Origin of the sequence: Spirosoma radiotolerans (assembly GCF_000974425.1) — a bacterium.
In the GTDB taxonomy this organism is placed as follows: Bacteria; Bacteroidota; Bacteroidia; order Cytophagales; family Spirosomataceae; genus Spirosoma; species Spirosoma radiotolerans.
In genome coordinates this window covers 5,342,715-5,367,291 of sequence record NZ_CP010429.1, presented here as the reverse complement: position 1 = coordinate 5,367,291, position 24,577 = coordinate 5,342,715, and the positions used below count along the sequence as shown (strand labels likewise).

Genomic DNA, 24,577 nt, shown 5'->3' with positions numbered 1-24,577 from the left:
GATAGGGTTGGGTACATTTTATGGCAAGCCTGACCAGACCTTATAAGGAAGGTTCAGGCACTCGTTGAGTCAGCGGTAATATAGTATGTTCTCCTGGTTTAGTTGATTCGACCTGGCCTAATGTTCGTAACAGGCGGAAGTGAGACACAAGCGCAGAGCCAAAACTGCGATTTTCCAGATAGGGCAGACCAAATTCATGGGCTGTTTCCTTGACAATTTTACTGATTGCCGGATAATGAATATGGCAAACTTTTGGGAATAAGTGGTGTTCGATCTGGCGGTTCAGGCCACCACACAGGAAGGCGGCCATCGCCGAATCGGGTGCGAAATTAGCCGTTGTATGCATCTGGTGTACTGCCCAGGCCGACTGAATATCGCCCCGTTCGTCGGGTATTGGAAAGTCTGTACCTTCTACGGCATGGGCCAACTGGAAGACCAATCCCAGAACCAGCCCTTCAGCTACGTGCATTAGCACAAAGCCTATGACCAGTTGCCACCAGGTCAGGTCAAGAATCACATACGGCAATACCAGAAAGCAAATGTAATAGATCGTTTTGGAGACAAACAGCTTGATATACTCGGCACGGGGGTGCGATGAGTTGTCGTGATGCCCAATCTTGCTCTTAAAGAATTTCAAAAAGTCCTTACGAAGCACCCACGATAACGACGCCAGTGCATACAACGGGAAGGTGTACCACTGCTGATACCGGTGCCAGGGGCGAAGATCTTCCTGCGAGTCCAGGCGTACGAGGCCCGGAGCCAGTTCGATGTCTTCATCATGGCCGGGTATGTTCGTGTACGTGTGGTGAACAATATTGTGGGTTATTTTCCAGATATAAGGGTTGGCTCCCAGTATATAAAAACTGTTGCCCATCAGCCGATTGACCCAACTGCGTCCCGAAAAAGAGCCGTGCAAACCATCGTGCGATACATTAAAGCCAATAAAAGCCGCGAACATGCCCAGCACAATCGCTAACCCGAGCATCGTCCACAACCCGAATTGGTTGGACAGAATCAGGCCATACAGGGTTGCATAGCCAATCAAAAAGAAGCTTGACTTGGCCCACATAGCCCTGTTGGCATGAGTGGAAAGGGCGTTTTCGACGAAATAGGCGTCGACTCGTTTGCGGACGGTAGGGAAAAATTGCGATCGGTTTTTGTCTTTGAATTTTAATGGATTTGACATTATGTATCAGTTAAGGGTTTGGCCGATTTACTGGACCTGTTTCAAAATAGGTAAAATCAGTCGGCCTCGTTTGGTGAGTATATAGTCGACTCGTAGAGGAACGTCAGTGAAAGCCTCCCGTTTCATAACGGCTAAAGTGCCGACGGCTTTTAATTCGCTGGCTAAAACTTTTTCACTGACTCCCGGATGTCTATTGTTGAGTTGACTGTACCTGAGCGTTTGTTCGCCTACTACCAGGATGATATAGAGTCGCCACTTACTGGAGACGATCACTAGGGCATTACTAACGAAAAGCAGGTCAGGCTCGAAAGATAGCTCGTTTCGGTTACTTTTTGGTATTCTGGTGTAAATGTTAACAGAACCGAAACAGGGAGGTGGCCCAGGCCTGGGCAGTGAATAAATGAATTTATTTACTCTGGGTCATGATCAGGCTGATTGCGGCTGTGCCATCAGGTAGGCCCAACGAATAACCTTAACGCTTAAAATTGCTTAATAAAAGGGCAGGTATGAGGGTTGTATAATAAGAAATAAAGAGAATTAGTATAGAGCAAGCCCGCTTGATTGAATGCGGTTTTTCCGAAAAAACTTAACGAGTGAAGAATGAAAGGAGCCAGAAATGATGAAAAATGGAAAGACTGGCTATGGGAAGATAGGCTAAAGAATCAGTAAGCCACTGTCTCATGGGTAACTTAATTACATACAGGTAAGTTCCTGACATAAAAGTTGCCGAGTTGCTTAGATCCTATATACACGTAGTTGTGAGCAACTCGGATTGCCCGACGTTCCTGTAAGCTGAAACAAAACGTCTGAAGCCTTTATTTGGCCCGAATGGCGATTACAGGGTCGAGACGAGCGGCTGAAAAGGCCGGAATGATACCGGATAGAATACCAATGACGCTCGAAACCCCTAATCCCAGGGCGATGTTGGCCGCTGTGAGTTGGAGCACCAGACTACCCAGGCTCATGAACGTAAGCAGGTAAACCAGTAAAATGCCGACCAACCCGCCAACTAGGCTCAGCAAGACCGCTTCGAACAGAAACTGGAAGAGGATCACGTAATTTTTGGCGCCTAATGATTTTTGAATTCCGATAATGTTTGTTCGCTCTTTTACGCTGACGAACATGATATTGGCGATGCCAAAGCCGCCAATTAAAATCGAAAAGCCCCCAATGACCCAACCCGCTACGGTCAGTACCGCAAAAATGCCACTGATGGCCTGAGCGGCCGCTTCGGGGCGGTTAATGGCGAAATTGTCGTCCTGCAGGGGGCGCACACCACGTCGGGTACGCAACAGTCCCCGAATTTCGCTTTCCAGTTCGAGGAGGCCCTCGTCGGTATCGTACCCTTTTATGGCAATGTCGATGCTGGGATTGATCGAGTGGAACATCTTGGCGAAGGAGCCGTAAGGAATCAGGCATTTGATGTCGGGGTTGCCACCTACGTTGAGGATACTTTCCCCTTTTTTGCGCTGCACACCGATAACGGTAAAATTCAGCCCGCTGATCTTGAAGGTTTTCCCGATCGGATCCTGACCAGGAAAAACGTTTTCGGCGACATCGGAGCCGATGATGGCCACATTGCGGGCCACGTCGATTTCCTGCTGGGTAAAATAACGACCCTGTTCAACGGGTACATCAGAGATTACATTGTAGTCGAGTGTGGTCCCCTGAATAAGCGCGGCCATGCTGTTATTCCCGTTTTTGACCGTCACGCGTCCCTTGAAGTCCATCGCCACAACGGCCTGCGCGTTTTCTAGCTTTTCCTTCAGGAACTTGTATTCTTTGTAGGTGGGTTCTGGCCGCTGGAAGTATTTCCACCATTGGTATTCACCCCCAAACGACCAGGGCCACTTTTGCACATACACGACCTTGTCGCCGATAAATGACAGACTTTCTTTGATATTTCGTTCCAGCGAATCGACCAGCGTAAACACGGCGATAATGGCAAAAATGCCGATGGTTACGCCTAACAGCGAGAGCATGGTACGCAGCAGATTCGACCGCAGCGCCTGCCACGCAAATCGAAAACTTTCAAAGGTCTGACGAATGAACTTCACGCAGATAGAAAAGCGAAAGAGTGAAAGCCGTAAAGTGCGTTACATCCGAACGACTTTACCAACGGAAAATACGATATGCGTTAGTATTCACCAAACCATTTCGGACAAGTGTGACCTTCAGGCGGATAAGTGGCTGATTTGGGTATCATGCGGATAACGTTATTTTTGTAAATTACTGTACAACCGCAATCTGAATACTCCATGCATAAACGTGTCACTCCTTATTCCTTATGGGTCCTCCTGGCGATAGTGGTCGGTGCCTGCAAAACCCAGTCGACAACCCAATCAACGGCTGATACGAAGGTAACCCAGAGTCAGGGGGTTTATCAATACCGCGACGAAGACCCCACGGTCAAACCTTTCTTCTCTGATCGGGTGGGTGTTATCGGGCGAAATGGTATGGTGGCATCGGCTCATCCGGAGGCCTCTCAGGTTGGGCTCAACATTTTGAAAGCGGGTGGTAATGCCGTCGATGCCGCCGTGGCGGTGCAGTTTGCTCTGGCTGTCGTTTATCCCGGAGCGGGTAACATTGGTGGAGGAGGCTTCATGGTCTACCGCGAGAGCGTCGGCAAAGCCTATTCGTTGGATTATCGGGAGAAAGCACCCGGACGGGCTACCCCAAACATGTATCTTGACTCGGCGGGCAACGTTCGGCCGGGACTCAGCATCAGCGGTCATCTGGCCAGTGGGGTGCCGGGTTCGGTCGATGGGATGGCCGAAGCGCACAAACGCTTTGGTAAGTTGCCCTGGGCGCAGGTGTTGCAGCCCGCCATCGATCTGGCCCAGAAGGGCTTCGCACTCACCGAACGGGATGCCGTTGGCCTGAACCGGATCAAAACGGACCTTACTACCATCAACCCCGGTAAAGCCTATTTTTTGAAAAGTACATCGGTGACCGATACGGTTAGCTGGCACAAGGGCGACTTGCTGGTGCAGGCGGATCTGGCGAAAACCCTGCAACGCATTCAGGTACAAGGCCGGGCTGGTTTTTACGAAGGTGAAACCGCACGCCTGTTAGCCGAAGAAATGGCAGGTGGTAAGGGCCTAATTACGGAAGAGGATTTGAAAAACTATCATTCCGTCTGGCGTGATCCCATTCAGGCTACGTACAAAAATTACAATGTAATTACCATGCCGCCAACCTCGAGCGGAGGAATAGCTCTGGTGCAGATGATGCGTTTCACGGAGCCTTTTCCCCTGCGTAAATGGGGTTGGAATCGCGACAGTACGGCGCAGGTTATGATTGAAGCCGAACGGCGCGTGTATGCCGACCGGGCCAAATTTCTGGGCGATCCCGATTTTGTGAAGGTGCCTGCCACGCAATTGATGAGCCCGGACTACCTGCGTACCCGCTGGAAAGATTTTTCCTGGGCGAAAGCAACCGACAGCCGGGCCATAAAGGGCGGATCGATTCCCGGTTACGAGAGTCTGGAAACAACCCATTTCTCGGTGGTAGACAAAGACGGAAATGCCGTTAGTATCACCACAACCCTTAACGGCGGCTACGGCAGCCGTGTCGTGATTGGTGGAGCCGGATTTTTTATGAACAATGAAATGGACGATTTCAGCGTGAAGCCGGGTGCGCCAAACATGTACGGATTGATTGGCAACCAGGCCAATGCCATTGCGCCCAACAAACGAATGCTGTCGTCCATGACACCAACCATTCTGGAGAAAGACGGGAAACTGTTTATGGTGGTTGGCACGCCCGGTGGCTCAACCATTATGACGTCGGTGTATCAAACGATTCTGAACGTGATCGAACATGGCATGACCATGCAGCAGGCGGTGAACGCGTTGAAGTTTCACCATCAGTGGCTTCCCGATAAAACGATTTTCGAGAATGGCGCTTTCTCCGACGCCACAATAGACGCTCTCAAAAACCGGGGATACATACTGGAAAAACTAACGAATACCCTTGGGCGAATGGATTGCGTACTGATTCGGCCTGATGGTTCCTACGAAGGAGCATCTGACCCACGGGCCGACAACACAGCGCGGGGCTACTGATTGGTTGTGCGTCTGTTCATCGAGTAGGTAAGCGTAAACTTTCCCCTACCCCAACCCTTAGTTCAAGGGGAGGGGTGGGGGTAAACGCTGAAACGATTGCACAAATACATAACTGGACCCGTCGGCCCGTAAGCTTAACGTGGCCAGGTAGCACTCCGGGTAATTATAAATTGCCCGGACGAAATAGCTCATCAATCCCCACTGGTCCTGATAGCTCGATAACTAGGTGAATTGTGTGCCGACCGACAGATAGGGTACGGCATTGGATGGAAAACCCGTTACGGATGCGCTGGAAGTAAACCGATCCGATTCCTGAACAGATTGCCCTACCAGTAAGACCGTGTTTTTCGTTCAGATCCGGCTTATAGGTCAGCGTGTTTTCCCATAGCCACATAACCTGCTGGTTTGTGCCCATGCGGGCGCTGTTATCTGAATACCGGGAACCTGACCCTATAGTGCCTGACCAAAACCAGCAACTGGCTGTCGCTCAATGGCCCGGCTGCTTACAGACGTGACGGCGGCCGGTAAGGCAGATGATTGTCTAGGAGGGTGGCAAGCTTTCCGGAAAGCTAACGAATCGATTCTGGCAATCAACTAAGTCAACGAATTTTTAGGGCTCATTCAGTAACCTCCTGGAGTTAGTACGACCCTTTATTTTGTTTTTTAGACGGCTGTTCGATTGGGTAATATAACTCATAGACACGGCTACGGTATAAGGCCATCCAGTGCCTAATGGAATTACCCATTTCGGCATTAGGCTTGAAGGGCTCCTGATTTTTTATTTTCAAATTTGGCTTTCCTGTCTCTTCTGGCTCCATCAGTAAAATTGCCGTTTATACTTAATTTCCTCGTTTATATTCATGAGTAACTTACTAAGTAAAAAGTGCAATTGCATATGGGAAAAAAGTGAGATAATGGTCCAGGCATAATTAAGTAAAAATGATACTGTAATTGCCGTTTTTATTTGGCCTTAGCTTGTTCTCAATATATAATTATGATAAGGGTTGAGGTTACTACTAACGTTATTAATTAATCTGTATGTAATGTTAGAAAACCTCTATTATTTTTACTAAATATGAATATAAACAATTGATAATGTTGGTATTAACTCCAGGGTTATATATATCACCATACCTAAAGGTAAAGACGTTGGATAGTGGTAATGGTTGACTAATGTGCGTGCCCTGTTTTTGCAATCAAGTTGACTATGGACTTACTGTTTAGATAAATAGACTGACTAAAAATATCTATTAAACATACCTATTTTTAGGTGGAAACTTACCTATAAAAAGATATTTATTAAATGGATTTGCAGTAACTTTATAATGCCAACATCTCCCTATGTAATATATGAAAAGTTTCCACGATCAAGTAAGGATTAAAGAAAATTTTAAACGAGCGAAAGTACTGGTCATTGAGGATAATGATGATCACTGGCTATTCATCAAACGTGCCATGCAGCAGTGCCTTTCAGAAATAACGCCTATCCGGGCAGTATGTCCACAAGAGGCCCTTACGTTCTTGCATGAATGGCAGCATCAGGAATGGGAAATTCCGAAGGTGATCATACAGGATTTATATTTACCCAATCGTACGGCCGGATGGCAACTACTCAGGCAGATTAAACAGATGCCTATCCCGTTTTGTCAGGTTCCGGTTATTATGCTGAGTTCGTCTAATGATAGCAACGATATAATGGAAGCCTACGCCTTTGGCGCTTCTTCGTATCTGGTGAAACCAATAACGTTTGACGGCTGGCTTACTTATTTCCTGGAATTACGCACCTACTGGTGGGAAACCGTTAGTTTACCTCCCTTACATTATGTGTTGTAATACACAACCTAAATGGCGCTGATGGCGCTTCCGGTTTGTCTGGCAGGCGGGGTTCAGGTTCTTTTAGAGTTGACTTCGCCTATCTTGTACGCATTAATACGCAGCTCCATCTTTTTCGTCTCGGGATCCTGATTCTATAACCTTTAGCCTAAAAAGCTGTTAATCTGTAAAGAACACAGGTAACTAGTTAGTACCGTCTTGCCCAGCCAAGATCGGCTGGGTTTGACAGGAGCCGTACAACCAGATGTTTTTATGGATACCCCTACCTTAGACCGCTATTCAACCACTTCAGAACTAGTCAAGTACATATTTGCCCGGCGAGAAGCCATTTTACAAAACTGGCGTGTAGCCTGCGAACAGGACCCGGCTTTAAGTAAAGTTTCCGTTCTCAGTCGGGAGGAATTCAACGACTTGCTACCCATCGTTCTGGATATTTTAGAGCAACGCCTGCTGAATCAACAACCGGAAGTTGATCTGAGCATAACGGCCAAATCGCATGGATTGCATCGCTGGCAAAAAGCGCTTGCTTTGGCAGAGACAATACGGGAAATTAACCATTTGACAAAAAGCCTGTTCAACGAGCTTCAGGCTTATCTGGAGTTATTTCCGCAAACAGATGCACGGGTGCTGCTCCTGGTACAGGAGCAGATCGTTCAGGTTATGAATGAAACCATGCATGGTAGTGTGAAAAAATACGATGAGCTTCAGCGACTTGAGGCCGCTAACCGGGTGGCTACGCTGCAGCAGGTCATCGATCATATGGAAGTACTTTCTCGTCAGCGAGGAGATATACTTCGCACTTCTTCCCATGATTTAAGGGGCAGTTTTGGGATTATCAATAGTGCTGCTTACCTGCTTAAAGCCGAAAATCTAAGCGATCAGGAACGGGAGAAGTATACAGAAATGCTGAGTCGTAACTTGACCAATGCGCAGTCGATGCTGGATAATCTCATGGCGTTAGCCCGGCTGGAAGCCGGTGAAGAAACGCTTCAGATGGAACACGTTAATGCCAGCGAGCTACTAAGGGGAATTGTCGAAGATGCCCAACCGATGGCCACCCAGCGAGGCTTGGTCGTCCAAGCTAGCGGCCCCGACTCTCTACTGGTTGAGACGGATAAAATTAAACTTCAGCGGATCGTGCAGAACCTGCTGGTTAATTCACTGACGTATACGGCCAGAGGATTTGTATCTGTTTCCTGGTCACAACAGGGTGATGCACGCTGGGTAATCGGTATTCAGGATTCAGGGCCGGGCTTGCCGCCGGGATTAACCGGCCTCCTGGTGAAGCAACTCAAACCAACCGTCGATGCCACCAGCACAACAGGTACCGATCAGGCAGAGCCAGTTTCGGTTCTACCTGATCAGGATCAGGAGATACCGCCCGGCCCAACGTTAGTTAAGGAAGTGGCTCGTACAGGCGGAGAAGGCGTTGGTCTTCAAATTGTTAAACGGTTGTGTGACCTGCTGGATGCAAACCTCGAAATTGAAAGTCAGTCTGGTCGAGGAACACTTTTTCGAATTCGTATGGCTATCCGGCAAGCAGAGTAAGGCCTGACTACGCAGCCTGTTTGAACGACAAATAACCCAGAAGACGCAAGCTCAGAAAGCTACTGGGTTGGTTGACCGGATAAGTGTTGCGGCTGTTGACTGCAACCTACAAGATGAGGAATCCATTGCTCATCGCTTGTTTCTGTGGAGAAATAACCACCACTCAAAATGGTAAATGTTGGGTAATTAGATCAATTTTTGGCAGGCCAATCAGGCAAAATACTATCCCTACTACAGGATGGCGCTTATCTTCAGGCCAGTGGCCCGTTGCCCCTCTTTTTACTTGGCATATATTTTTCCAGACACTGTCTTGTCGGCTATCCAATCAGGTCCGACTAAACAATAGACAGCGTTATGAAAAGGAATGTATGGTTAATGATTATGTGGCTTACGGCTGCCGGAAGCAGTGTACTGGCCAGGGACTCGGATGTGTGGAATCAGGGCGAACTGGTGTTGATGAATGGCACGGAACTGAAAGGGGATATTGATTATAACTGGAAAGCCGGGGTGGTACAGTATCGGGAAGGGAATAAAATCAGGGCCTATTCGGCTTATCAGGTTCGGGCATTCAGGTATTTCGATGATCATCAGAATGTCCTTCGGAAATTTGTCACCTTTGACTATGCTGACAAGTCTGGTAGTCGGCAGCGACCGCTCTTTCTGGAAGAAGTTGTTATGGGATCTTTACCCGTTTATCGGGAAGTACGTTCGGTTCATGAACCAATAAAGCTTAAGAACCTGTCGATGTTTAATTCGGATAAAGAATTGGTTAAGGACCTTGCAAACTTTACTTACCTGGTTTTATTGAATGGTGAATTAATTAACCTCAATTTGTTTTACCGGGCCATGTGGCCTGCGCTAAAGGAGAAGTACGAGGCTGAGCTTAACCGATATGCTATGCGCATTCAGTCGGACATTGCACCTACGCTGTTGCAACTGATGTTGATCAATCAATACAATTATTTGACCCAGCACCAAACTGAAGAACAAGAAAGTAATAGGCCTGTTGGGCGAGAATAAAAGCGTGACCGACTGTTTACTAAGGGGCCGTTTCCTCATTATATGAAACTTTTCAATTGGTTACTTGTCTTACTTGACAGTAAATTTATAGTACTACTTATTATTTATTTATTCCATGAAAAAACTCAACGAATTAATGCAGCCGATAGGTCCGGCAGTCAATGCTCACCGGCGGTCATTTTTGCGAACGGTTGGGGCCGCAGCGGTAACGGGCGGCCTGCTGACCGCCTGCTCCACCGCCGATCTTCAAGTTAGCCCCGATGGGGCCCGCGCTGCCGCTCCCGGCGACGTCATTACCCTACCCGGCGGAGACCTTGGTATTCTGAACTACGCCTTTGTGCTGGAGCAAATCGAGTCCCGTTTTTACGAATTAGTGCTGGCTAATCCCTATGAGAAGATTACTGCCATGGAATTGCAGTTGTTTCAGGACCTGCGCAACCATGAAGTAACGCACCGGGCATTTTACCGCGCTGCCCTAGGTAGTGCTGGCATACCAGACCTGACACTTGATTTCAGTAGTATTAATTTTCGGCAGCGTACCGACGTGCTGGAGGCATCGCGCATGTTTGCTGAACTCGGAACGGCGGCTTATAACGGGGGCGGCAAGTACCTGACCGATCCCGAGAATCTGGCAGTAGCCGGTAAAATCGTTTCGGTCGAAGCCCGGCACGTATCCATCATCCGTGAAATGGAGTACATGAATCAAACGGCTTTTGCCGGCGATAACATTGTGGTGGATGCCGGCCTGTTCATCAAACTCGAACCGATGGAAGTGCTGCCTAAAGCCCAGAAATACGTACGTGAAATAATCGATGCCCGCAACCTACCGACCAACGTCGCCTAAACCTGTTCAACAACTATGAATCTCCAATCTATTTTTACCGAACTCGACAAGGTTGACGAAGCGTTTTTTGACCGGCTGGAACATGTGTCGCGTCGGGGCTTATTCAGTACACTAACCCGCAAAACTGTAGCTGTGGCGGCTCCCGCCATTATGGCTTCAGCGCTGACTAAAGCCTATGGCCAAAGCAGTGAGTTGCCTCAGAATGTAGTAGACGTACTGAACTTTGCGCTGTTGCTGGAATACCTTGAATCCGACTTCTACGAATTTGGTACCAACGTACCAGGCCTGATTCCTAATGAATTTAAGCCAGCTTTCGAATACATCCGTCGGCACGAGGAGCTGCACGTTAAACTGCTGAAGACGGTACTGGGACCGAAAGCCATCGCTAAGCCACCTTTCGATTATTCGGCCAAGGGTATGTTTACGGATACCTTCACCAATTTTCAGACATTTTCAGCCGTTTCGCAGGCTTTCGAAGATACAGGTGTGCGGGCCTATAAGGGTCAGGCGCCTAATTTGATGAATGCCAAACCCATTCTGGAGACAGCTCTACGGATTCACGCTACCGAAGCAGCACACGCTGCCCGGATTCGGTACATGCGCGGACAAAAAGGCTGGATTCCACTAGCCAGCCTGTCGGGCTTACCTCAATCGGTTGGTTCTATGGTCTACATGGGTGAAGACAATGTGGTACAGAAGGGCATCAACCTGGCCAATTTACTTTCGGGCCAGGTACCGCTGGAAGGCATTACCGAAGCCTTCGATGAGCCACTGACCCGTGAGCAGGTGACGACTATTGTTAAACCATTCCTGGTGTAAGCAAGCGAGTTCACATACATAAGCATAAGCCGCCGATGCCGTTAATCCGTGCATCGGCGGTTTTTTTGAACACAGCAATGTAAAAAGGCAACCGAAAGTGGTTTACGTATATACATATCGTTCATTGAACCCACCTGTAGAACATAGTTATTAAATCCGTAGTTTGTCGTACAGACAATGATTAACGACAGGAAGTGAAAGAACGGATCATCGCCGAGGCAAGGCATCTATTTAATCAATTCGGCGTGCGTACGGTTCGTCTGGACGACGTTGCCCACCAACTGGGCATTTCCAAAAAGACGCTCTACCAGCATTTTATCGACAAAGAAGAACTCGTCAGGCTGGTACTGGAAACGCAACTGGATGAGAACTTACGGGAAGCCAGAGTCATTCATACACTGGCCTCGAATCCAATCGTTGGCGCCTTACGCATCTGGGACCGGCTTATTGCCTACCGCCAAACGACGAATCCAAATTTACTGCGTGATATTGAACGGCATTATCCAACCGTCTGGAGTGTATTTGAGGCATTTCGGACAACCTACATCAACACGATTCTGGCCGCCAATATCCGGGCGGGTATAGAGCAGGGACTGTATCGGCCTGATGTCGATGAACCCGCTCTGGCCTGGCTGTGGGCCGCCCAAAGTCAATGGGATATACCGTACACAGGCGCCGAAACGGCCATAAAGCATCATTTTATTCGTGGCCTGCTAACCCAAAAAGGCCTGACTTTGTATGAAGCTAAAGACGTGTGCTGAATTAGCTGTACCCACCCACGGGCTTCAGCCCGTGTTGTATACTCATTCATGAAACACAGGCTGAAGCCCGTGGGTACAGCTTTAATTTTTCAACCGATACCAGGCTGAACCATAGCCTGCCAGCTTAATCGAAACCGCCCCACTGCCACCAATGGTATTGTTTGTCTGGTCGAATAAATTGACCAGTGTAAGACCCGTTTTGATGGAGCTTTTCACCTGGCATTGCTGAGGCTCCGAACTAAAATTATAGACTGTCACTAAGGAGCGTCCCTGCCAGTCGTATTGAATGGCAACCACATGATCGGAGTTGGTGTCGAGAATTTTCCCATTTGCCCAGCCAATTTCGGGGCACTGTTTCCGAAGGCGGGCAAAGTGGCTAATCCGGTTTAGGAGCGAGGACGAGTCCGCGCGTTGAGCCGCTACATTAACGGTTTTATAGCTGTAAGGTCCCTGGCTAATGATGGGCCGAACGGGTTTGGCCGATGTCGAAAAACCAGCATTAGGCTCCGCTGACCATTGCATCGGCGTTCGAACCGACAGCCGCTCTTTCAGGCTAAGGTCATCGCCCATACCAATCTCTTCGCCGTATCGAATAACGGGCATACCAGGCAACGAGAAGAGTACACTATAGGCCAAATTGATCAGGCGTGGGTCGCCCAGCATGGGTGCCAAGCGCCGACGAATGCCCCGGTCATAGAGTTGCATGGTGGTGTCGGGGCCAAACCGGGCATACACTTTACTCCGTTCGGTATCGCTTAACCGACCTAAGTCAATTTCATCGTGGTTGCGGAGAAAGTTGGCCCACTGGGCTGTGGGGGGAATGTTCTTCGTTGCGTTCAGAGCCTCTTTTAGCGAGGCTGTTTCGCCGGTAGCCAGCGCATAGAATAAATGCTGATTGACGAAGAAGTTAAACATCGTTTGCATGCCCTGCCCTTCATTCCCAAAATAAGGCTCCTGTTCTTTGGGGTCTACATTGGCTTCGCCCAACAGGATAGCATCCCGTTTATGCCACTGGCTGTACTGATGCAGTTGGGTGATCATGTCGAACTGATGTTCGGGTTTGTCAGGGTCGAAGTCTGCATTGGCTACCTCGATCAGAAACGGAACCGCATCGACCCGAAAACCAGCTATGCCTTTGTCGAGCCAGTACCGGATAATTTTCCGCATTTCTCGCTGCACCGCCGGATTCTGCATATTCAGGTCTGGCTGGGCCTCATAGAAGCGGTGGTAATAGTACTCGCCTGCCTGTTTATCGTACGTCCAGATATCTTTTTGAACTCCCGGAAACACCATGCCACTATCCCATTTTTTCGGGCGCTCTTTGGCCCATACATACCAGGACCGGTAGGGCGAATCTTTGCTCCGACGAGCCTGCTGAAACCAGGGATGCTGATCGGACGTGTGGTTCGTAACTAAATCCATCATGATTCGAATTCCCTTTTGATTGGCCTGACGGATGCATTCGTCAAAATCCTGGCTCGTACCCAGGCGCTTATCTATGCCATAAAAGTCCGATATATCATAGCCATCGTCTTCGTTGGGGCTGGGCTGGAAGGGAGCCAGCCAGATGGTTTCGACGCCTATTGTTTTGAGGTAATCCAGTTGCTGGGTCAGCCCGTCAAAATCACCGACGCCATCGTTGTTGGAGTCTTTAAAGACCTCGACATCGACACTATACACGAGGCCGTTTTTATACCACAATTCCTCAATAAAATCAGTTGGGAGCGGGGCTGGGGGCGCTGTATTTGCGTCTGTTTTCGTATTGCTGGAATGGCAGGATACAAGGATACCGATAAAAAGAGCAAGAATGAGTTGTTTCATAGACACGTAAGAATGGCTCGACTACTAATCCAACCAGTTGATGAACCATCCTGTTACCCTTTTGCTCATTTCCTGATTGTCTGGCTTACAAATGAAGGACTGAACTTGTTTGGTTTTGTGTGATTGCCCTAAAGGAAAATTTGTCTGCCTAGGAGCCAAAGTCCCCTTTAGGGAATTTAGGAGCAAGTAGATCGGAAAGAACAGGCCAGGAAACGCTCTATACACCCTTTTTTCAACGGTACATGAATAAAGATAGATTTTTTCCTATTACTCAATCAATTCTATAGTACAGACAGTTAAGCGAAAATGAAAAAAGAGAATATCTGGTTGGAGGACTGGCAACGAATATTGATCGGGGATGCACCCGTCGAATTTTTACTGGAAGTGTTTCTGCGTACATCGTTCATCTATCTGGTACTACTGGTCATTATGCGACTGCTTGGCAAACGCATGAACGGACAGCTTACCAATCTGGAACTGGCCGTTATGCTTACTATGGGCGCGATCATGGCTCCGGCTATGCAGATACCTGATCGGGGGTTATTATCAGGGGTGGTGGCGCTGGTTTGCGCGCTTACATTTTTGAGAGGCACAAACTTACTGGGGTTCAAGAGCAGTAAAGCCGAAAAGTTGATTCAGGGAACGGAAACTGTTTTAGTCAAAGACGGCATTATTCAACTGAAGCAACTGACATCGAATCAGTTGTCGCATCAGCAAATTTTTGCCGCTTTGCGGAGCGAGAATGTGTATAATCTGGGTAAAGTGAAACGTCTCTACCTGGAGGCCTACGGAGTATTTAGTATTTACGAAAATGACCAGAGTAAGCCCGGCTTGTCGGTGCTGCCGCCCGCCGACGATGAAGTGCGAACTATTTACGAGCATACGGATGATAAGCAACTCGCCTGCACCAATTGTGGAAACACCGTTGCCGCCTTGCCAAAGCCGGGACCTTGTGCCGTTTGTCAGACTGATAACTGGGTAGACGCGATTCTTTAAGTTCATCATGAAAAAAGATGCAATTCACCTGGCCGACTGGCAACGGATTTTCCTCGGGGAAGTGCCGGGAAGTTTTTACGTTGAAATTCTGATTCGGGCCGCTGTCGTCTACCTCATTCTGGTCGTGTCGATGCGTTTGATGGGCCGCCGTATGTCGTCTCAGCTAAGCCGGAATGAAATGGCCGCTATGGTCTCGATGGCAGCCGCCATTGGAGTTCCTATTCTGGACGCCAGCAGAGGGCTTTTGCCCGCTGTCATTATTGCACTGGTTGTGGTAAGCACCCAGCGGCTTGTTTCGTACTGGGCATCCAGAAATGAGACGTTCGAAGGTATTTCTCAGGATATTAACAGTACGCTGGTCGAGAATGCCGTTATCCAGCTGAAAGCCATGAAAGAGGCCCGTATGACCCGTGAACTGCTCTTTGCTCAACTTCGCTCAAGCGGATTGATTCATTTAGGACACGTGAAGCGGCTGTATATCGAAGCGAATGGGGAATTTACGCTCATTAAAGAACCGGAGCCTAAACCGGGCCTTTCGCTATTGCCCGAATGGGATACCGACTTTATTGACGAACAGGAAAAAGCCCCGGAGCACTGTGTTTGCTACCACTGCGGAAACCCACAACCAGCATCCGGTCGGGAAGCCGATGCCTGCGCTCGTTGCGGGCATCAGGAGTGGGTTCCGGCGCTCAAGTAGTTAGCCTGACCAAGATACCCTCATCCCCACCCAAACTAATTGTCTCGCTAATAAAGCTGCCTTCCCATTCAGGCAACGTAGCCACTTCGACAATGCCTTTTAGTGCGTGATCCGTTAACGTAAAATAAGCGGGATGGTGACTTAGGTTCAGCACAATCAGGAACCTCGGGGCGTTCTTTATATGCCGGATGTAGGCAATAAGTTGTGCATCCGAATAGACTGGTAAATAATCACCGGCCTTTAGGGAGGGCTCCTGCTGCCGCAGGTCGATCAGCCGTTTGTAGAGCGCAAGCATCGAGTACGGGTCTGCCTGTTGCTGGTCAACGTTTTGGCGGGCGAAATCACGAGCCAGCCTGAGCCAGGGCTTGCCTTCCGTAAAACCGGCATTGGGTTGGCTGTTCCATTGCATGGGAGTTCGTTCGGGGTCGCGGCTCAGGTTCTTCTCCGGCATGTTCAGGCCTTGCGGGTCCTGCACCTCATCGAACGGAATTGCAACATCCCGCATACCGATTTCATCCCCATAATACAGCGTAGGCGTACCCCGAAGCGTCAGCAACAACAGAGCCGCCACCCGAGCCTGTTCTGTTCCTACCCGGCTCGCAATCCGGGGACGGTCGTGGTTACCCAGTACCCAGTTGGGCCACCCGTTGACGGGTAACGCCCGTTCATACTCTGCAATGGCCGTGGCGATTTGAGGAGCTTCCCAGGGTAACAGCAGCAATTGAAAGTTAAAGGGTAGATGCACTTCATTGCCATCAACACCATAATAGGCCATCAACTGCTGAACAGGCAGGTAAATTTCGCCAATCAGTAGTCGCTCCTCATACGTGTCTACAAGCTGGCGCATTTGCCGGATCAGGTCATGAACTTCCGGCTGGTCAGTGGAGTAGACGGGCACCAACTGATCGTAGGTAGCCATGTGCGGCTCATAATCAGGATTGACGGGGTTGTCGCGCAGTTGATTATCTTTTATCAGATGCCAGATCACATCGACCCGAAAACCATCGACACCTTTGTCCAGCCAGAAGCGTATGGCCGTAAACATGGCTTCCTGTACGACTGGATTTCGCCAGTTCAGATCCGGCTGTTCCTTCAGAAATCCGTGATAATAGTACTGCTGCGTTGGTTCGTCCCATTCCCAGCCACTGCCCCCAAATACACTGAGCCAGTTGTTGGGTGGCGATCCGTCGGGCCGGCCATCCTGCCAGATGTACCAGTCTCGTTTCGGATTGTCCCGCGAGGAACGGGATTCCAGAAACCAGGGATGCTGACTGGAGGTATGGTTGGGCACCAGATCAAGAATCAATTTCATGCCCCGGCTGTGGACTTCGGTCAGCAGCACATCAAAATCGGCTAGTGAGCCAAAGAGCGGACTAACGTCTTGGTAGTCAGAAATATCATAGCCGAAATCGGCCATAGGCGAGGGGAAGATCGGCGATAGCCAGATGGTTGTAACGCCCAACGACTGCACATAGTCGAGCCGGGTCGAGATACCGGGAATGTCGCCGATTCCATCGCCGTTGCTATCCTGGAACGATCGGGGGTAAATCTGGTAAATAATTCCTTCCTGCCACCACAGGTAGTTCTGATGCGGTTCGGTCATTTGTTGAGGCTTTGTTATAGCCTGAGTTTTACGCCGGGAATATGGGTGTTTTGTCTGGGCCAAGCCAGAGCCTGGCCCAGACAAAACACTTGTACTTGAATACTTATTAGCTCAGAACAGCCGATGGTTAACTTGGTTTTGCCCAGGAGTGTGAAATAAGGATGTGGCGCTACTCCCGTGGTCCGTGTCCTCACGGACCACGGGAGTAGCGCCATGGTTATCATCCCTGCGTTGCCAGCAGCGTCAGCAAGGCTTCTTTCACCTTGTTTTCAATGAGGAGTCGTTTGGCCCGTACATGGAGCAAATCCGGTAAATACTGGCAACCGTTCCGGGCTTCGTCAACTAATTCCGTCAATGCGCCGGACTCCCGGTAGGCCTTTATTTCCTCGGCAGTAGGAAAGGCCTGAAAGCTGCCGAGTTTTCCCAGGTCATTACCGGATAAAATGGCGCTGTTCCGAATATCGGCAGGCAGTTGATCGACGCCAATCCCGACTTGCGGCCGGGCTACCTCAAAAAGGGCATCCCCGTGGGCGCGGCAATACCAGTCAGCGCCCATACGCCCAATCAGGTCGAGTTGGTTTGGATCAATGGCTCCTTTGGCGTCGAAAATAGTATCGTGAAAATGGCCCATAACCACCTCACAGATAACCAGGCTACCCGCGCCGGGGCCATCGCCCGTATGAATGATTTGCTTCACGACGCACTCAAAAGCCGCCGGTGATTCGGCGACGCGGGGTGGGCGCACCCGATCCGACGAAATCGCTGTAAAACCCGCTTTATCGAACTCGTTGATGCCTTGTTCAAATTCGGCACTGGCCAGCGACATTTGCTCAACCATCGCGTAATTGACGATGTTGATCACGACTTCACCTACTTCCTCCAGGTTCAGGAGCGTGTGTTTTTTGTGGCCGTGCCGGTTCCGGCTTGGGGCGAAAACTAGCGTGGCCGGATTATAGCCAAAGATATTGAAAAAGCTGAAGGGGCTTAGGTTAACGGCTCCGCTGGCTCCTATCGTACTGGCAAAGGCAATGGGTCGTGGGCCAATGGTTCCGATCATGAACCGGTAGAATTCATTGGGCTGTAAATCGGCTGGATTGATTGTTCTCATGATTGAATAGTTCCTGTTACATCGCCTAGATCGGCCAGAAAGCCGTGCCGGAAACCCCGGCCCCGTAAGGTTACTGTATCGCCATCGGCCAAAAATGTCCGGGCCACCGAATGAGATACATGGAGGGGGCGTTCGCCATTCCAGCTTATTTCCAATAGTGACCCGTAACTGCCGGGATCTGGTCCCGAAATAGTGCCGGTGGCCAGCACATCCCCAATATTGAGGTTACAGCCATTGATCGTATGATGCGCAATCATCTGCGCAAAACTCCAGTACAGATACCGGGCATTGGAGCGGGCAATGCAGACGTCGTCACCATCGGCGGGTTGTAGCCAAACCGACAGATCGAGGTCGAAATGGCCGGGCTGGCTGCTTTGCAAATAGGGGAGAGGGGCTGGTTCCTGAGGCATACCCGCCACGCGAAACGGCTCCAGTTCATCAAACGGCAACACCCAGGCCGACAAGCTCGATGCAAAGTTTTTGCCCAGAAAAGGTCCCAGCGGTTGGTATTCCCAGCGCTGAATATCCCGCGCCGACCAGTCATTGAAGAGCGTGACGCCAAAGATGTACTCTTCAGCCTTATCAATGAAAATCGGCTCGCCAAGCGCCGACGATTTGCCAATGATCAGGCCCAGTTCCAGCTCAAAATCCAGGGCTTTCGTCGGGCTGAACGTCACTTGATCACCATCCAGAAACTGCCCACTCGGCCGACGGACAGGTGTTCCCGATACAACAATGGACGAAGCCCGGCCGTGGTAGGCGACCGGCAGGCGTTTGTAGTTAGGGAGCAGCGGGTCGCTTGTAGGCCTGAACATACGGCCTACATGCTCGGCATGATGAATTCCGGCGTAGAAATCGGTATAGTCGCCGATACGAACGGGCAAATGCATGCGTACCCGCGACGCGTGAATGAATACCTGGTCGTGAACGTCGGCCAGCGTGCTGGCTTCATTGTCGAGTAACTCCCTAAGCCGCTGTTTAATAGCCTGGTGGGTTGGCCTGCCAAGGGCGATAAACTCATTCAGGACGGGTTTGGTAAACACCACGGGGTCAACGGCGAGGCTGTCAAAATAACCAAGTAGCGCCACCACTTCGAGGTCGAGGACATAATCCTTGTGTTTAAAACCCACTCTGGGCGTCGACGTATCGTAACTGAAAATACCGTAAAGCATAAGACAGAAAAATGGCTGGTGAACGACTACGCGCCAACATCGACTGCCGCCCGTACCTGGGGCATAAGTCAATTATATAATGACAGTAGTCTTTATTATGTTTGCCTGACCGGCAAAGGTATCGCTGCGAATGAGGGGTAATGATAGCCTAAACTAAACAAATTCGCTACCCTTCTCTTGTTAACATGCCTTGTGTTAAGCCGTTTCGCATCCACATGAAAAACCTGATCGTTCCTGTTTTTTTTCTGGCGACATCGACTCTCTACGCACAAACTCAGTTGTTTGTCGCGCCATCGGGCAACAATGCCAATCCGGGTACGCTCGCCCGGCCGCTGGCGAGTCTGGAAAAGGCACTGACGAAAGTAAAGTCGTCGCCTTCCGATAAGGTTCAGATTTTTTTGCGAAAAGGCATTTACTATCTGCCCAAAACGGTCCGTATCGATCCGCAAATTACGCAGGGAAAGAGTTTGACCATTAGTAACTACCAAACCGAAACGGCCCAGCTAAGTGGGGGAAGACGGTTGCAGCTTCGCTGGAAAAAGAACCCGAACGGCATCTGGACGGCAGTGGTTACAGGACCTGCCTTCGAGCAGTTATTGGTCAATGGTCAGAAACAGGTGCTGGCTCGCTACCCGAATTATGACGCCAAAGCCCGTGTCTACAACGGTACAGCCGCCGACGCCTTGAGTGACGAACGAATCAGGCGCTGGAAAGCGCCAAAAGGAGGCTATGTGCATGCTCTGCACAAAGGCGAATGGGGCGATTTTCACTACCGGATAACGGGAAAAGAGGCTGGTCAGGTGAAACTCGAAGGCGGCTGGCAGAACAACCGCCCGGCACCCATGCATCCGCAGGAGCGGTTTGTCGAAAACATTGCCGAAGAACTGGACGCGCCCGGTGAGTGGTTTTATAACCGAACAACCCATGTGCTGTCGCTCATGCCGCCACCGGGCGTCAACTTAACGACCGCACGCATTGACGTATCGCGGTTGAAAGGGCTGCTTGAACTCAAAGGAAACCCGAAGGATCCGCTGAAAAACGTACACGTTCACACCATCCGGTTCGTCAACGCCGAGCGGACGTTTATGGAAACCAACGAGCCACTTCTACGCAGCGACTGGATGATTTACCGGGGAGCTGCCGTTTTTCTGGAAAACACCGAAAACTGCCAGTTTACCAATTGCGAGTTTACGGAGTTGGGCGGTAACGCGCTGTTTATGAGTGCCTACAATCGAAACTCCGTTGTGAAAGGGTCTTACTTTCATGCCATTGGTGCCAGCGCTATCTGTTTCGTGGGTGACTCATCGGCCGTTCGTTCACCGGCTTTTCGGTATGAGGAGTTTGTGCCGTATGCAAAACAGGATCGGTTGCCCGGTCCCAAAAGTGAGGCTTACCCGGCCCAGTGTGTGGCCGAGGATAATCTGATTCATCACATCGGACAGCTCGAAAAACAAGCCGCTGGTGTTGAGATTTCGATGGCTTCCGGCATCGTTGTCCGGCATAATTCCATTTATCAGGTGCCACGTGCCGGGATAAACATCAGCGAGGGCACCTGGGGCGGGCACCTGCTGGAATACAACGACGTGTTCGATACTGTACTCGAAACGGGCGATCACGGCTCGTTCAATTCGTGGGGCCGCGACCGGTTCTGGCATCCTAATCGGGCTACAATGGACAGCCTGGTGGCGGCTCATCCTGAACTGATCGACCTGGATGCAAAGGCGACAACGATCATCCGGAATAACCGATTCCGCTGCGATCATGGTTGGGACATTGACCTCGACGACGGGAGCAGTAATTACTTGATTACCAATAATGTTTGCCTGAATGGAGGACTTAAATTTCGGGAAGGATTCAACCGGGTGGCCGAAAACAATATTCTGGTCAACAATTCCTTTCACCCGCATGTGTGGTTCAAAAACAGTGGCGATGTTTTCCGGCGGAACATTGTCATGCGACCCTACGCGCCAATTGGCATCACCGAATGGGGAAAGGAGGTTGATTTTAATGAGTTCCCCGATCAGGCGGCCTTATTGAAAGCGCAGAAAAACGGCACCGACGAACATAGTCTGGCGGGTGATTCCCAGTTTATGAATGCCGCCAAGGGCGATTATCGGGTAATGCCCGATAGCCCGGCGCTGAAAATCGGGTTTCAAAATTTTGGGATGAACCAGTTTGGCGTACAACGACCCGCGTTGCGCTTCATTGCCGAAACGCCCAAATTACCCGTGCTGCTGAATGCACAACTGGAAGATACTGTCAAGGAAATGGTTTGGCTCGGCGCCACCATTCGCAATGTGCAGGGTTTGGGCGACCGGTCGGCGTTTGGGCTGCCCGATGAAAAAGGCGTTATTGTCGTTAACATCCCGACAGAAAGCCTGCTGGCTGCATCAGGGCTGCAAAAGGGAGATGTGATCCGGACGGCAAACAACGAAGAAGTGCCGACCATCGGCCGATTGATTGCTATTCAGCAGCAGATCAACTGGACGGGGCGTTTACCCGTGACCATTATGCGCAATCAACAGGCTCTTGGGCTGACTTTACCCTTAAAGTAGCGTTCCGGCGTTCCGATAACCGATATCACTCGCTGATGTTGCTGTAGATAGAATCCATGATCCGGACAAAGTGCTGGTAATCATCGTCACTTAGGTCGCCCCAGCCTTTGCGTCGCATGGCCGATACGACGGGTAATACCTCCGCATATTTCGCTTCGCCAGCTTCGGTCAGGTAAACCAGAAACTTACGCCGGTCGGTATCGGCCATGCGCCGTTCCGTTAAGCCTTTCTGACTGAGCAGGTCGATAATACGCGTAACGGTTGGAGCATCTTTGGTAGTCATTTCCGAAATGGTATTCTGACTGATGCCCGGATTGCGATACAGGTGGTCAATGATTACCCACTGATCGACGGTCAGGTCGAAACCCGCATCGGTAAATTGCTTTTGCAACGCATTCCGAATTTTCTTGATCGTGGTATCAATCTTGAAAAAATAAGCACGCGTATCAGATGGGTGGGTCATTGGCAGAAATCAGAGTCGGTTAGCAGGAAGCAACGAGTGCAACTGACAAAAATAACCAATCTAACTTACTAATAAGCTCTCCAGGGTCTCTTCGATTTGCGATACAGATTGATAAAGCTGTTCGAAGGACTCGATAACGAAGTACTGTTCCTGAAAATGATCGATGATGTACGGCGTTTTAAGCAATGTCTCCACGGCATAGGGAATTCGTTGCGGCTCCAGGCTAAACAAGCTGTACGTTGTTTCGCCAGGAGAGGACAAAATGCCCCCGCCATAAATTCGTAGCTGATCGCCTTCCCGAATCAACCCAAACTCAACGGTATACCAGTACAAACGGGAGATCATAGCAATGGCTTCCTCACTGTCGATATGATGCAGGGCGATCTGGCTCAGTGCAGCCAGAAAATCGCAGAAAGCCTGATTAGACAGCATGGGCACATGCCCGAAGGTGTCATGAAACATGTCCGGCTCCGGCAAATAATCCAGTTGATTGCGCTGACGCAGCCAGGTGGTCGCCGGAAAATTCCGGTTGGCCATCAGTTCAAAAAAATCACGGTTCGGAATCAATCCATCGACGGCCTGCACCCGCCAACCCGTTAACTGTTGCAAGCGCGGGTTGAGATCCCGTTCGAAATCAGGAATGCGATCCGCCCGAAAACCCGTTGCCGTAATCCCGTCCAGATAAGCCTGGCTGGCTTTGCCGGGCAACTGCGCCATCTGCCGCGAAAACAGAAGCTGCCAAACGGCCTGGTCGTCGGGGGTATAGTTGGAGTATGTCATTGTAAAAAGAGTGAAAGAGCGAATGAGCGAAAGGCGGATGAGTGAACGGGTAAATTGGTCATGAGCACTTCTGCGTAGCAATTCGCTCTTTCACTCATTCGCTCTTTCGCTGGTATTACAACGTTCCCCGCAGCGCCTGTTCGCGTTCGATGGCTTCGAACAGGGCTTTGAAATTGCCTTTCCCGAACGAACGGGCTCCTTTGCGTTGAATGATCTCGAAAAAGAGCGTAGGGCGCGGACAAATGGGTTTCGTGAAGATCTGGAGCAGATAACCCTCGTCGTCCCGGTCGACCAGAATGCCGAGCGGCCGTAAGGTGTCTATATCCTCATCAATTTGCCCAATACGGTTGGCAAGATGTTCGTAATACGTTTCGGGAACCGTCAGAAATTCGACACCGCGATCCCGAAGCGCCAACACCGTTTCTACAATGTTGTCCGTTGCTACGGCGATATGTTGAATGCCGGGGCCGCCGTAAAAGTCCAGGTATTCTTCAATCTGCGACTTCTTTTTACCTTCGGCGGGTTCATTGATCGGAAACTTCACCCGCCCGTTTCCATTGCTCATCACCTTACTCATCAGGGCCGTGTAATCGGTCGAGATGTCTTTATCATCGAACGACACGAGTTGCTGAAAACCCATCACATCCTGATAGAACGCCATCCATTGATTCATTTCGTGCCAGCCCACATTGCCAACCATGTGATCTACATAGTTCAGGCCCGTGTTGGCCGGTCGATAGGCAGGTGTCCAGGGCTGATAGCCCGGTAAAAACACGCCAGTATAGTCGTTGCGCTCCACAAATACATGCACCGTGTCGCCATAGGTATGAATGCCCGACCGAACGACATACCCATGCTCATCCTGTTCACGGGTGGGCTCTAGGTAAGGCTTCGCACCCCGTCGGGTTGTTTCGTTATAAGCCTGTTTTGCGTCATCAACCCACAAGGCCACCACCCGAACGCCGTCGCCGTGCTGGTCGAGGTGTCGGCCAATGTCGCTGTCGCCATGCAGGGGTGACGTCAGCACAAGCCGGATTTTACCCTGTTGAACGACATAGGATTCCCGGTCGCGCAAACCCGTTGCCAATCCCGCGTGCGCCACCGGCTGAAACCCAAAAGCCGTCTGAAAATAATGGGCCGACTGACGGGCATTGCCCACATACAGCTCCAGGTAATCAGTACCGTTTAACGGTAAAAAGTCTTCCCCCGACGATGTAACGGGTTGTTCTATTTCGAGCGTTTCCATAGTTGTTTGTTGATGGTTTGTTGTGCGGACGTCTGGGTCGCATAGCTTGTGAAGTGTT

Annotated in this window: 20 protein-coding genes; 10 read left to right on the top strand and 10 right to left on the bottom strand. The window is 50.2% G+C overall.

The genetic code is table 11. The features are described 5' to 3' along the window. Positions 1–40: 40 nt before the first annotated feature. The 3 genes from SD10_RS21795 to SD10_RS21790 all read right to left on the bottom strand — a co-directional run bounded on the left by SD10_RS21795 (position 41) and on the right by SD10_RS21790 (position 3,243). Positions 41–1,186 carry a fatty acid desaturase family protein gene (locus SD10_RS21795; protein ID WP_046576722.1) on the bottom strand — a complete coding sequence of 382 codons (1,146 nt, stop codon included), beginning with the start codon at positions 1,184–1,186 and terminating at the stop codon, positions 41–43. 27 nt (positions 1,187–1,213) lie between these two features. Next, positions 1,214–1,459: a winged helix-turn-helix transcriptional regulator gene (locus SD10_RS29200; protein WP_227699044.1), complete on the bottom strand. Its 246-nt coding sequence runs from the start codon at positions 1,457–1,459 to the stop codon at positions 1,214–1,216. Positions 1,460–2,001: 542 nt separating this feature from the next. Then, entirely contained in the window at positions 2,002–3,243 is a 1,242-nt protein-coding gene (locus SD10_RS21790; RefSeq protein ID WP_046576720.1) for an ABC transporter permease, read from the bottom strand. A 201-nt stretch (positions 3,244–3,444) separates the two neighbouring features. Here SD10_RS21790 and ggt point away from each other — a divergent pair, with 201 nt between their 5' ends. The 7 genes from ggt to SD10_RS21750 all read left to right on the top strand — a co-directional run bounded on the left by ggt (position 3,445) and on the right by SD10_RS21750 (position 12,078). Beyond that, positions 3,445–5,253, top strand: a complete 1,809-nt coding sequence (ggt, locus tag SD10_RS21785) for a gamma-glutamyltransferase (RefSeq protein ID WP_046576719.1) — start codon at positions 3,445–3,447, stop codon at positions 5,251–5,253. Positions 5,254–6,603: 1,350 nt separating this feature from the next. Next, on the top strand, positions 6,604–7,086 hold the full coding sequence (locus tag SD10_RS21775) for a response regulator (protein ID WP_046576716.1): 483 nt from the start codon (positions 6,604–6,606) through the stop codon (positions 7,084–7,086). Positions 7,087–7,338: 252 nt separating this feature from the next. Continuing rightward, entirely contained in the window at positions 7,339–8,634 is a 1,296-nt protein-coding gene (locus SD10_RS21770) for a sensor histidine kinase (protein ID WP_046576714.1), read from the top strand. A 354-nt stretch (positions 8,635–8,988) separates the two neighbouring features. Then, positions 8,989–9,654 carry a hypothetical protein gene (locus SD10_RS21765; protein WP_148562489.1) on the top strand — a complete coding sequence of 222 codons (666 nt, stop codon included), beginning with the start codon at positions 8,989–8,991 and terminating at the stop codon, positions 9,652–9,654. A 115-nt stretch (positions 9,655–9,769) separates the two neighbouring features. Next, positions 9,770–10,498, top strand: a complete 729-nt coding sequence (locus SD10_RS21760) for a ferritin-like domain-containing protein (RefSeq protein WP_046576711.1) — start codon at positions 9,770–9,772, stop codon at positions 10,496–10,498. Between the two features lie 15 nt (positions 10,499–10,513). Next, positions 10,514–11,317: a ferritin-like domain-containing protein gene (locus SD10_RS21755; protein ID WP_046576709.1), complete on the top strand. Its 804-nt coding sequence runs from the start codon at positions 10,514–10,516 to the stop codon at positions 11,315–11,317. Between the two features lie 194 nt (positions 11,318–11,511). Beyond that, positions 11,512–12,078 carry a TetR/AcrR family transcriptional regulator gene (locus SD10_RS21750; protein WP_046576707.1) on the top strand — a complete coding sequence of 189 codons (567 nt, stop codon included), beginning with the start codon at positions 11,512–11,514 and terminating at the stop codon, positions 12,076–12,078. Positions 12,079–12,159: 81 nt separating this feature from the next. On the opposite strand, the gene SD10_RS21745 is transcribed toward SD10_RS21750, so the two are convergent. Continuing rightward, positions 12,160–13,899 carry an alpha-amylase family protein gene (locus tag SD10_RS21745; protein WP_082111663.1) on the bottom strand — a complete coding sequence of 580 codons (1,740 nt, stop codon included), beginning with the start codon at positions 13,897–13,899 and terminating at the stop codon, positions 12,160–12,162. A 306-nt stretch (positions 13,900–14,205) separates the two neighbouring features. Between SD10_RS21745 and SD10_RS21740 the strand changes: the two genes are divergently transcribed. Beyond that, a complete protein-coding gene (locus SD10_RS21740; protein WP_046576705.1) occupies positions 14,206–14,895 on the top strand; it encodes a DUF421 domain-containing protein in 690 nt (229 codons plus the stop codon). 7 nt (positions 14,896–14,902) lie between these two features. After that, a complete protein-coding gene (locus SD10_RS21735) occupies positions 14,903–15,592 on the top strand; it encodes a DUF421 domain-containing protein (RefSeq protein ID WP_046576702.1) in 690 nt (229 codons plus the stop codon). Here the strand turns inward: SD10_RS21735 and SD10_RS21730 are convergent. The 3 genes from SD10_RS21730 to fahA all read right to left on the bottom strand — a co-directional run bounded on the left by SD10_RS21730 (position 15,585) and on the right by fahA (position 19,475). Beyond that, on the bottom strand, positions 15,585–17,195 hold the full coding sequence (locus SD10_RS21730; RefSeq protein ID WP_046576700.1) for an alpha-amylase family glycosyl hydrolase: 1,611 nt from the start codon (positions 17,193–17,195) through the stop codon (positions 15,585–15,587). The genes SD10_RS21735 and SD10_RS21730 overlap by 8 nt on opposite strands. A gap of 220 nt (positions 17,196–17,415) precedes the next feature. After that, positions 17,416–18,303 (bottom strand): flavin reductase family protein, encoded by an 888-nt coding sequence (locus tag SD10_RS21725; RefSeq protein WP_046576698.1) that lies wholly within the window; start codon positions 18,301–18,303, stop codon positions 17,416–17,418. After that, complete coding sequence (gene fahA, locus SD10_RS21720; protein WP_046576696.1) at positions 18,300–19,475, bottom strand: fumarylacetoacetase; 1,176 nt, start codon at positions 19,473–19,475, stop codon at positions 18,300–18,302. The genes SD10_RS21725 and fahA overlap by 4 nt, the downstream gene beginning before the upstream one ends. Positions 19,476–19,690: 215 nt before the next feature. Here fahA and SD10_RS21715 point away from each other — a divergent pair, with 215 nt between their 5' ends. After that, the gene (locus SD10_RS21715) at positions 19,691–22,030 is read left to right on the top strand and encodes a right-handed parallel beta-helix repeat-containing protein (protein ID WP_046576694.1); all 2,340 of its coding nucleotides are present in this window, start codon (positions 19,691–19,693) and stop codon (positions 22,028–22,030) included. Positions 22,031–22,055: 25 nt separating this feature from the next. Here the strand turns inward: SD10_RS21715 and SD10_RS21710 are convergent, their stop codons facing one another. The 3 genes from SD10_RS21710 to hppD all read right to left on the bottom strand — a co-directional run bounded on the left by SD10_RS21710 (position 22,056) and on the right by hppD (position 24,519). After that, entirely contained in the window at positions 22,056–22,493 is a 438-nt protein-coding gene (locus SD10_RS21710) for a MarR family winged helix-turn-helix transcriptional regulator (RefSeq protein ID WP_046576692.1), read from the bottom strand. 60 nt (positions 22,494–22,553) lie between these two features. After that, positions 22,554–23,273 (bottom strand): phenylalanine 4-monooxygenase, encoded by a 720-nt coding sequence (gene phhA / locus SD10_RS21705; RefSeq protein ID WP_046576689.1) that lies wholly within the window; start codon positions 23,271–23,273, stop codon positions 22,554–22,556. A gap of 115 nt (positions 23,274–23,388) precedes the next feature. Next, entirely contained in the window at positions 23,389–24,519 is a 1,131-nt protein-coding gene (gene hppD / locus SD10_RS21700) for a 4-hydroxyphenylpyruvate dioxygenase (protein ID WP_046576687.1), read from the bottom strand. Positions 24,520–24,577 lie beyond the last annotated feature (58 nt).

Bases quoted from the DNA above. Each gene is read 5' to 3' on its own strand.
- SD10_RS21715 (WP_046576694.1), top strand. From the start codon at position 19,691: ATGAAAAACCTGATCGTTCCTGTTTTTTTTCTGGCGACATCGACTCTC.
- SD10_RS21760 (WP_046576711.1), top strand. From the start codon at position 9,770: ATGAAAAAACTCAACGAATTAATGCAGCCGATAGGTCCGGCAGTCAAT.
- phhA (WP_046576689.1), bottom strand. From the start codon at position 23,273: ATGACATACTCCAACTATACCCCCGACGACCAGGCCGTTTGGCAGCTT.
- SD10_RS21765 (WP_148562489.1), top strand. From the start codon at position 8,989: ATGAAAAGGAATGTATGGTTAATGATTATGTGGCTTACGGCTGCCGGA.
- SD10_RS21795 (WP_046576722.1), bottom strand. From the start codon at position 1,186: ATGTCAAATCCATTAAAATTCAAAGACAAAAACCGATCGCAATTTTTC.
- SD10_RS21710 (WP_046576692.1), bottom strand. From the start codon at position 22,493: ATGACCCACCCATCTGATACGCGTGCTTATTTTTTCAAGATTGATACC.
- SD10_RS21745 (WP_082111663.1), bottom strand. From the start codon at position 13,899: ATGAAACAACTCATTCTTGCTCTTTTTATCGGTATCCTTGTATCCTGC.
- SD10_RS21755 (WP_046576709.1), top strand. From the start codon at position 10,514: ATGAATCTCCAATCTATTTTTACCGAACTCGACAAGGTTGACGAAGCG.
- fahA (WP_046576696.1), bottom strand. From the start codon at position 19,475: ATGCTTTACGGTATTTTCAGTTACGATACGTCGACGCCCAGAGTGGGT.
- ggt (WP_046576719.1), top strand. From the start codon at position 3,445: ATGCATAAACGTGTCACTCCTTATTCCTTATGGGTCCTCCTGGCGATA.
- SD10_RS21770 (WP_046576714.1), top strand. From the start codon at position 7,339: ATGGATACCCCTACCTTAGACCGCTATTCAACCACTTCAGAACTAGTC.
- SD10_RS21740 (WP_046576705.1), top strand. From the start codon at position 14,206: ATGAAAAAAGAGAATATCTGGTTGGAGGACTGGCAACGAATATTGATC.
- SD10_RS21775 (WP_046576716.1), top strand. From the start codon at position 6,604: ATGAAAAGTTTCCACGATCAAGTAAGGATTAAAGAAAATTTTAAACGA.
- SD10_RS21730 (WP_046576700.1), bottom strand. From the start codon at position 17,195: ATGACCGAACCGCATCAGAACTACCTGTGGTGGCAGGAAGGAATTATT.
- hppD (WP_046576687.1), bottom strand. From the start codon at position 24,519: ATGGAAACGCTCGAAATAGAACAACCCGTTACATCGTCGGGGGAAGAC.
- SD10_RS21735 (WP_046576702.1), top strand. From the start codon at position 14,903: ATGAAAAAAGATGCAATTCACCTGGCCGACTGGCAACGGATTTTCCTC.
- SD10_RS21725 (WP_046576698.1), bottom strand. From the start codon at position 18,303: ATGAGAACAATCAATCCAGCCGATTTACAGCCCAATGAATTCTACCGG.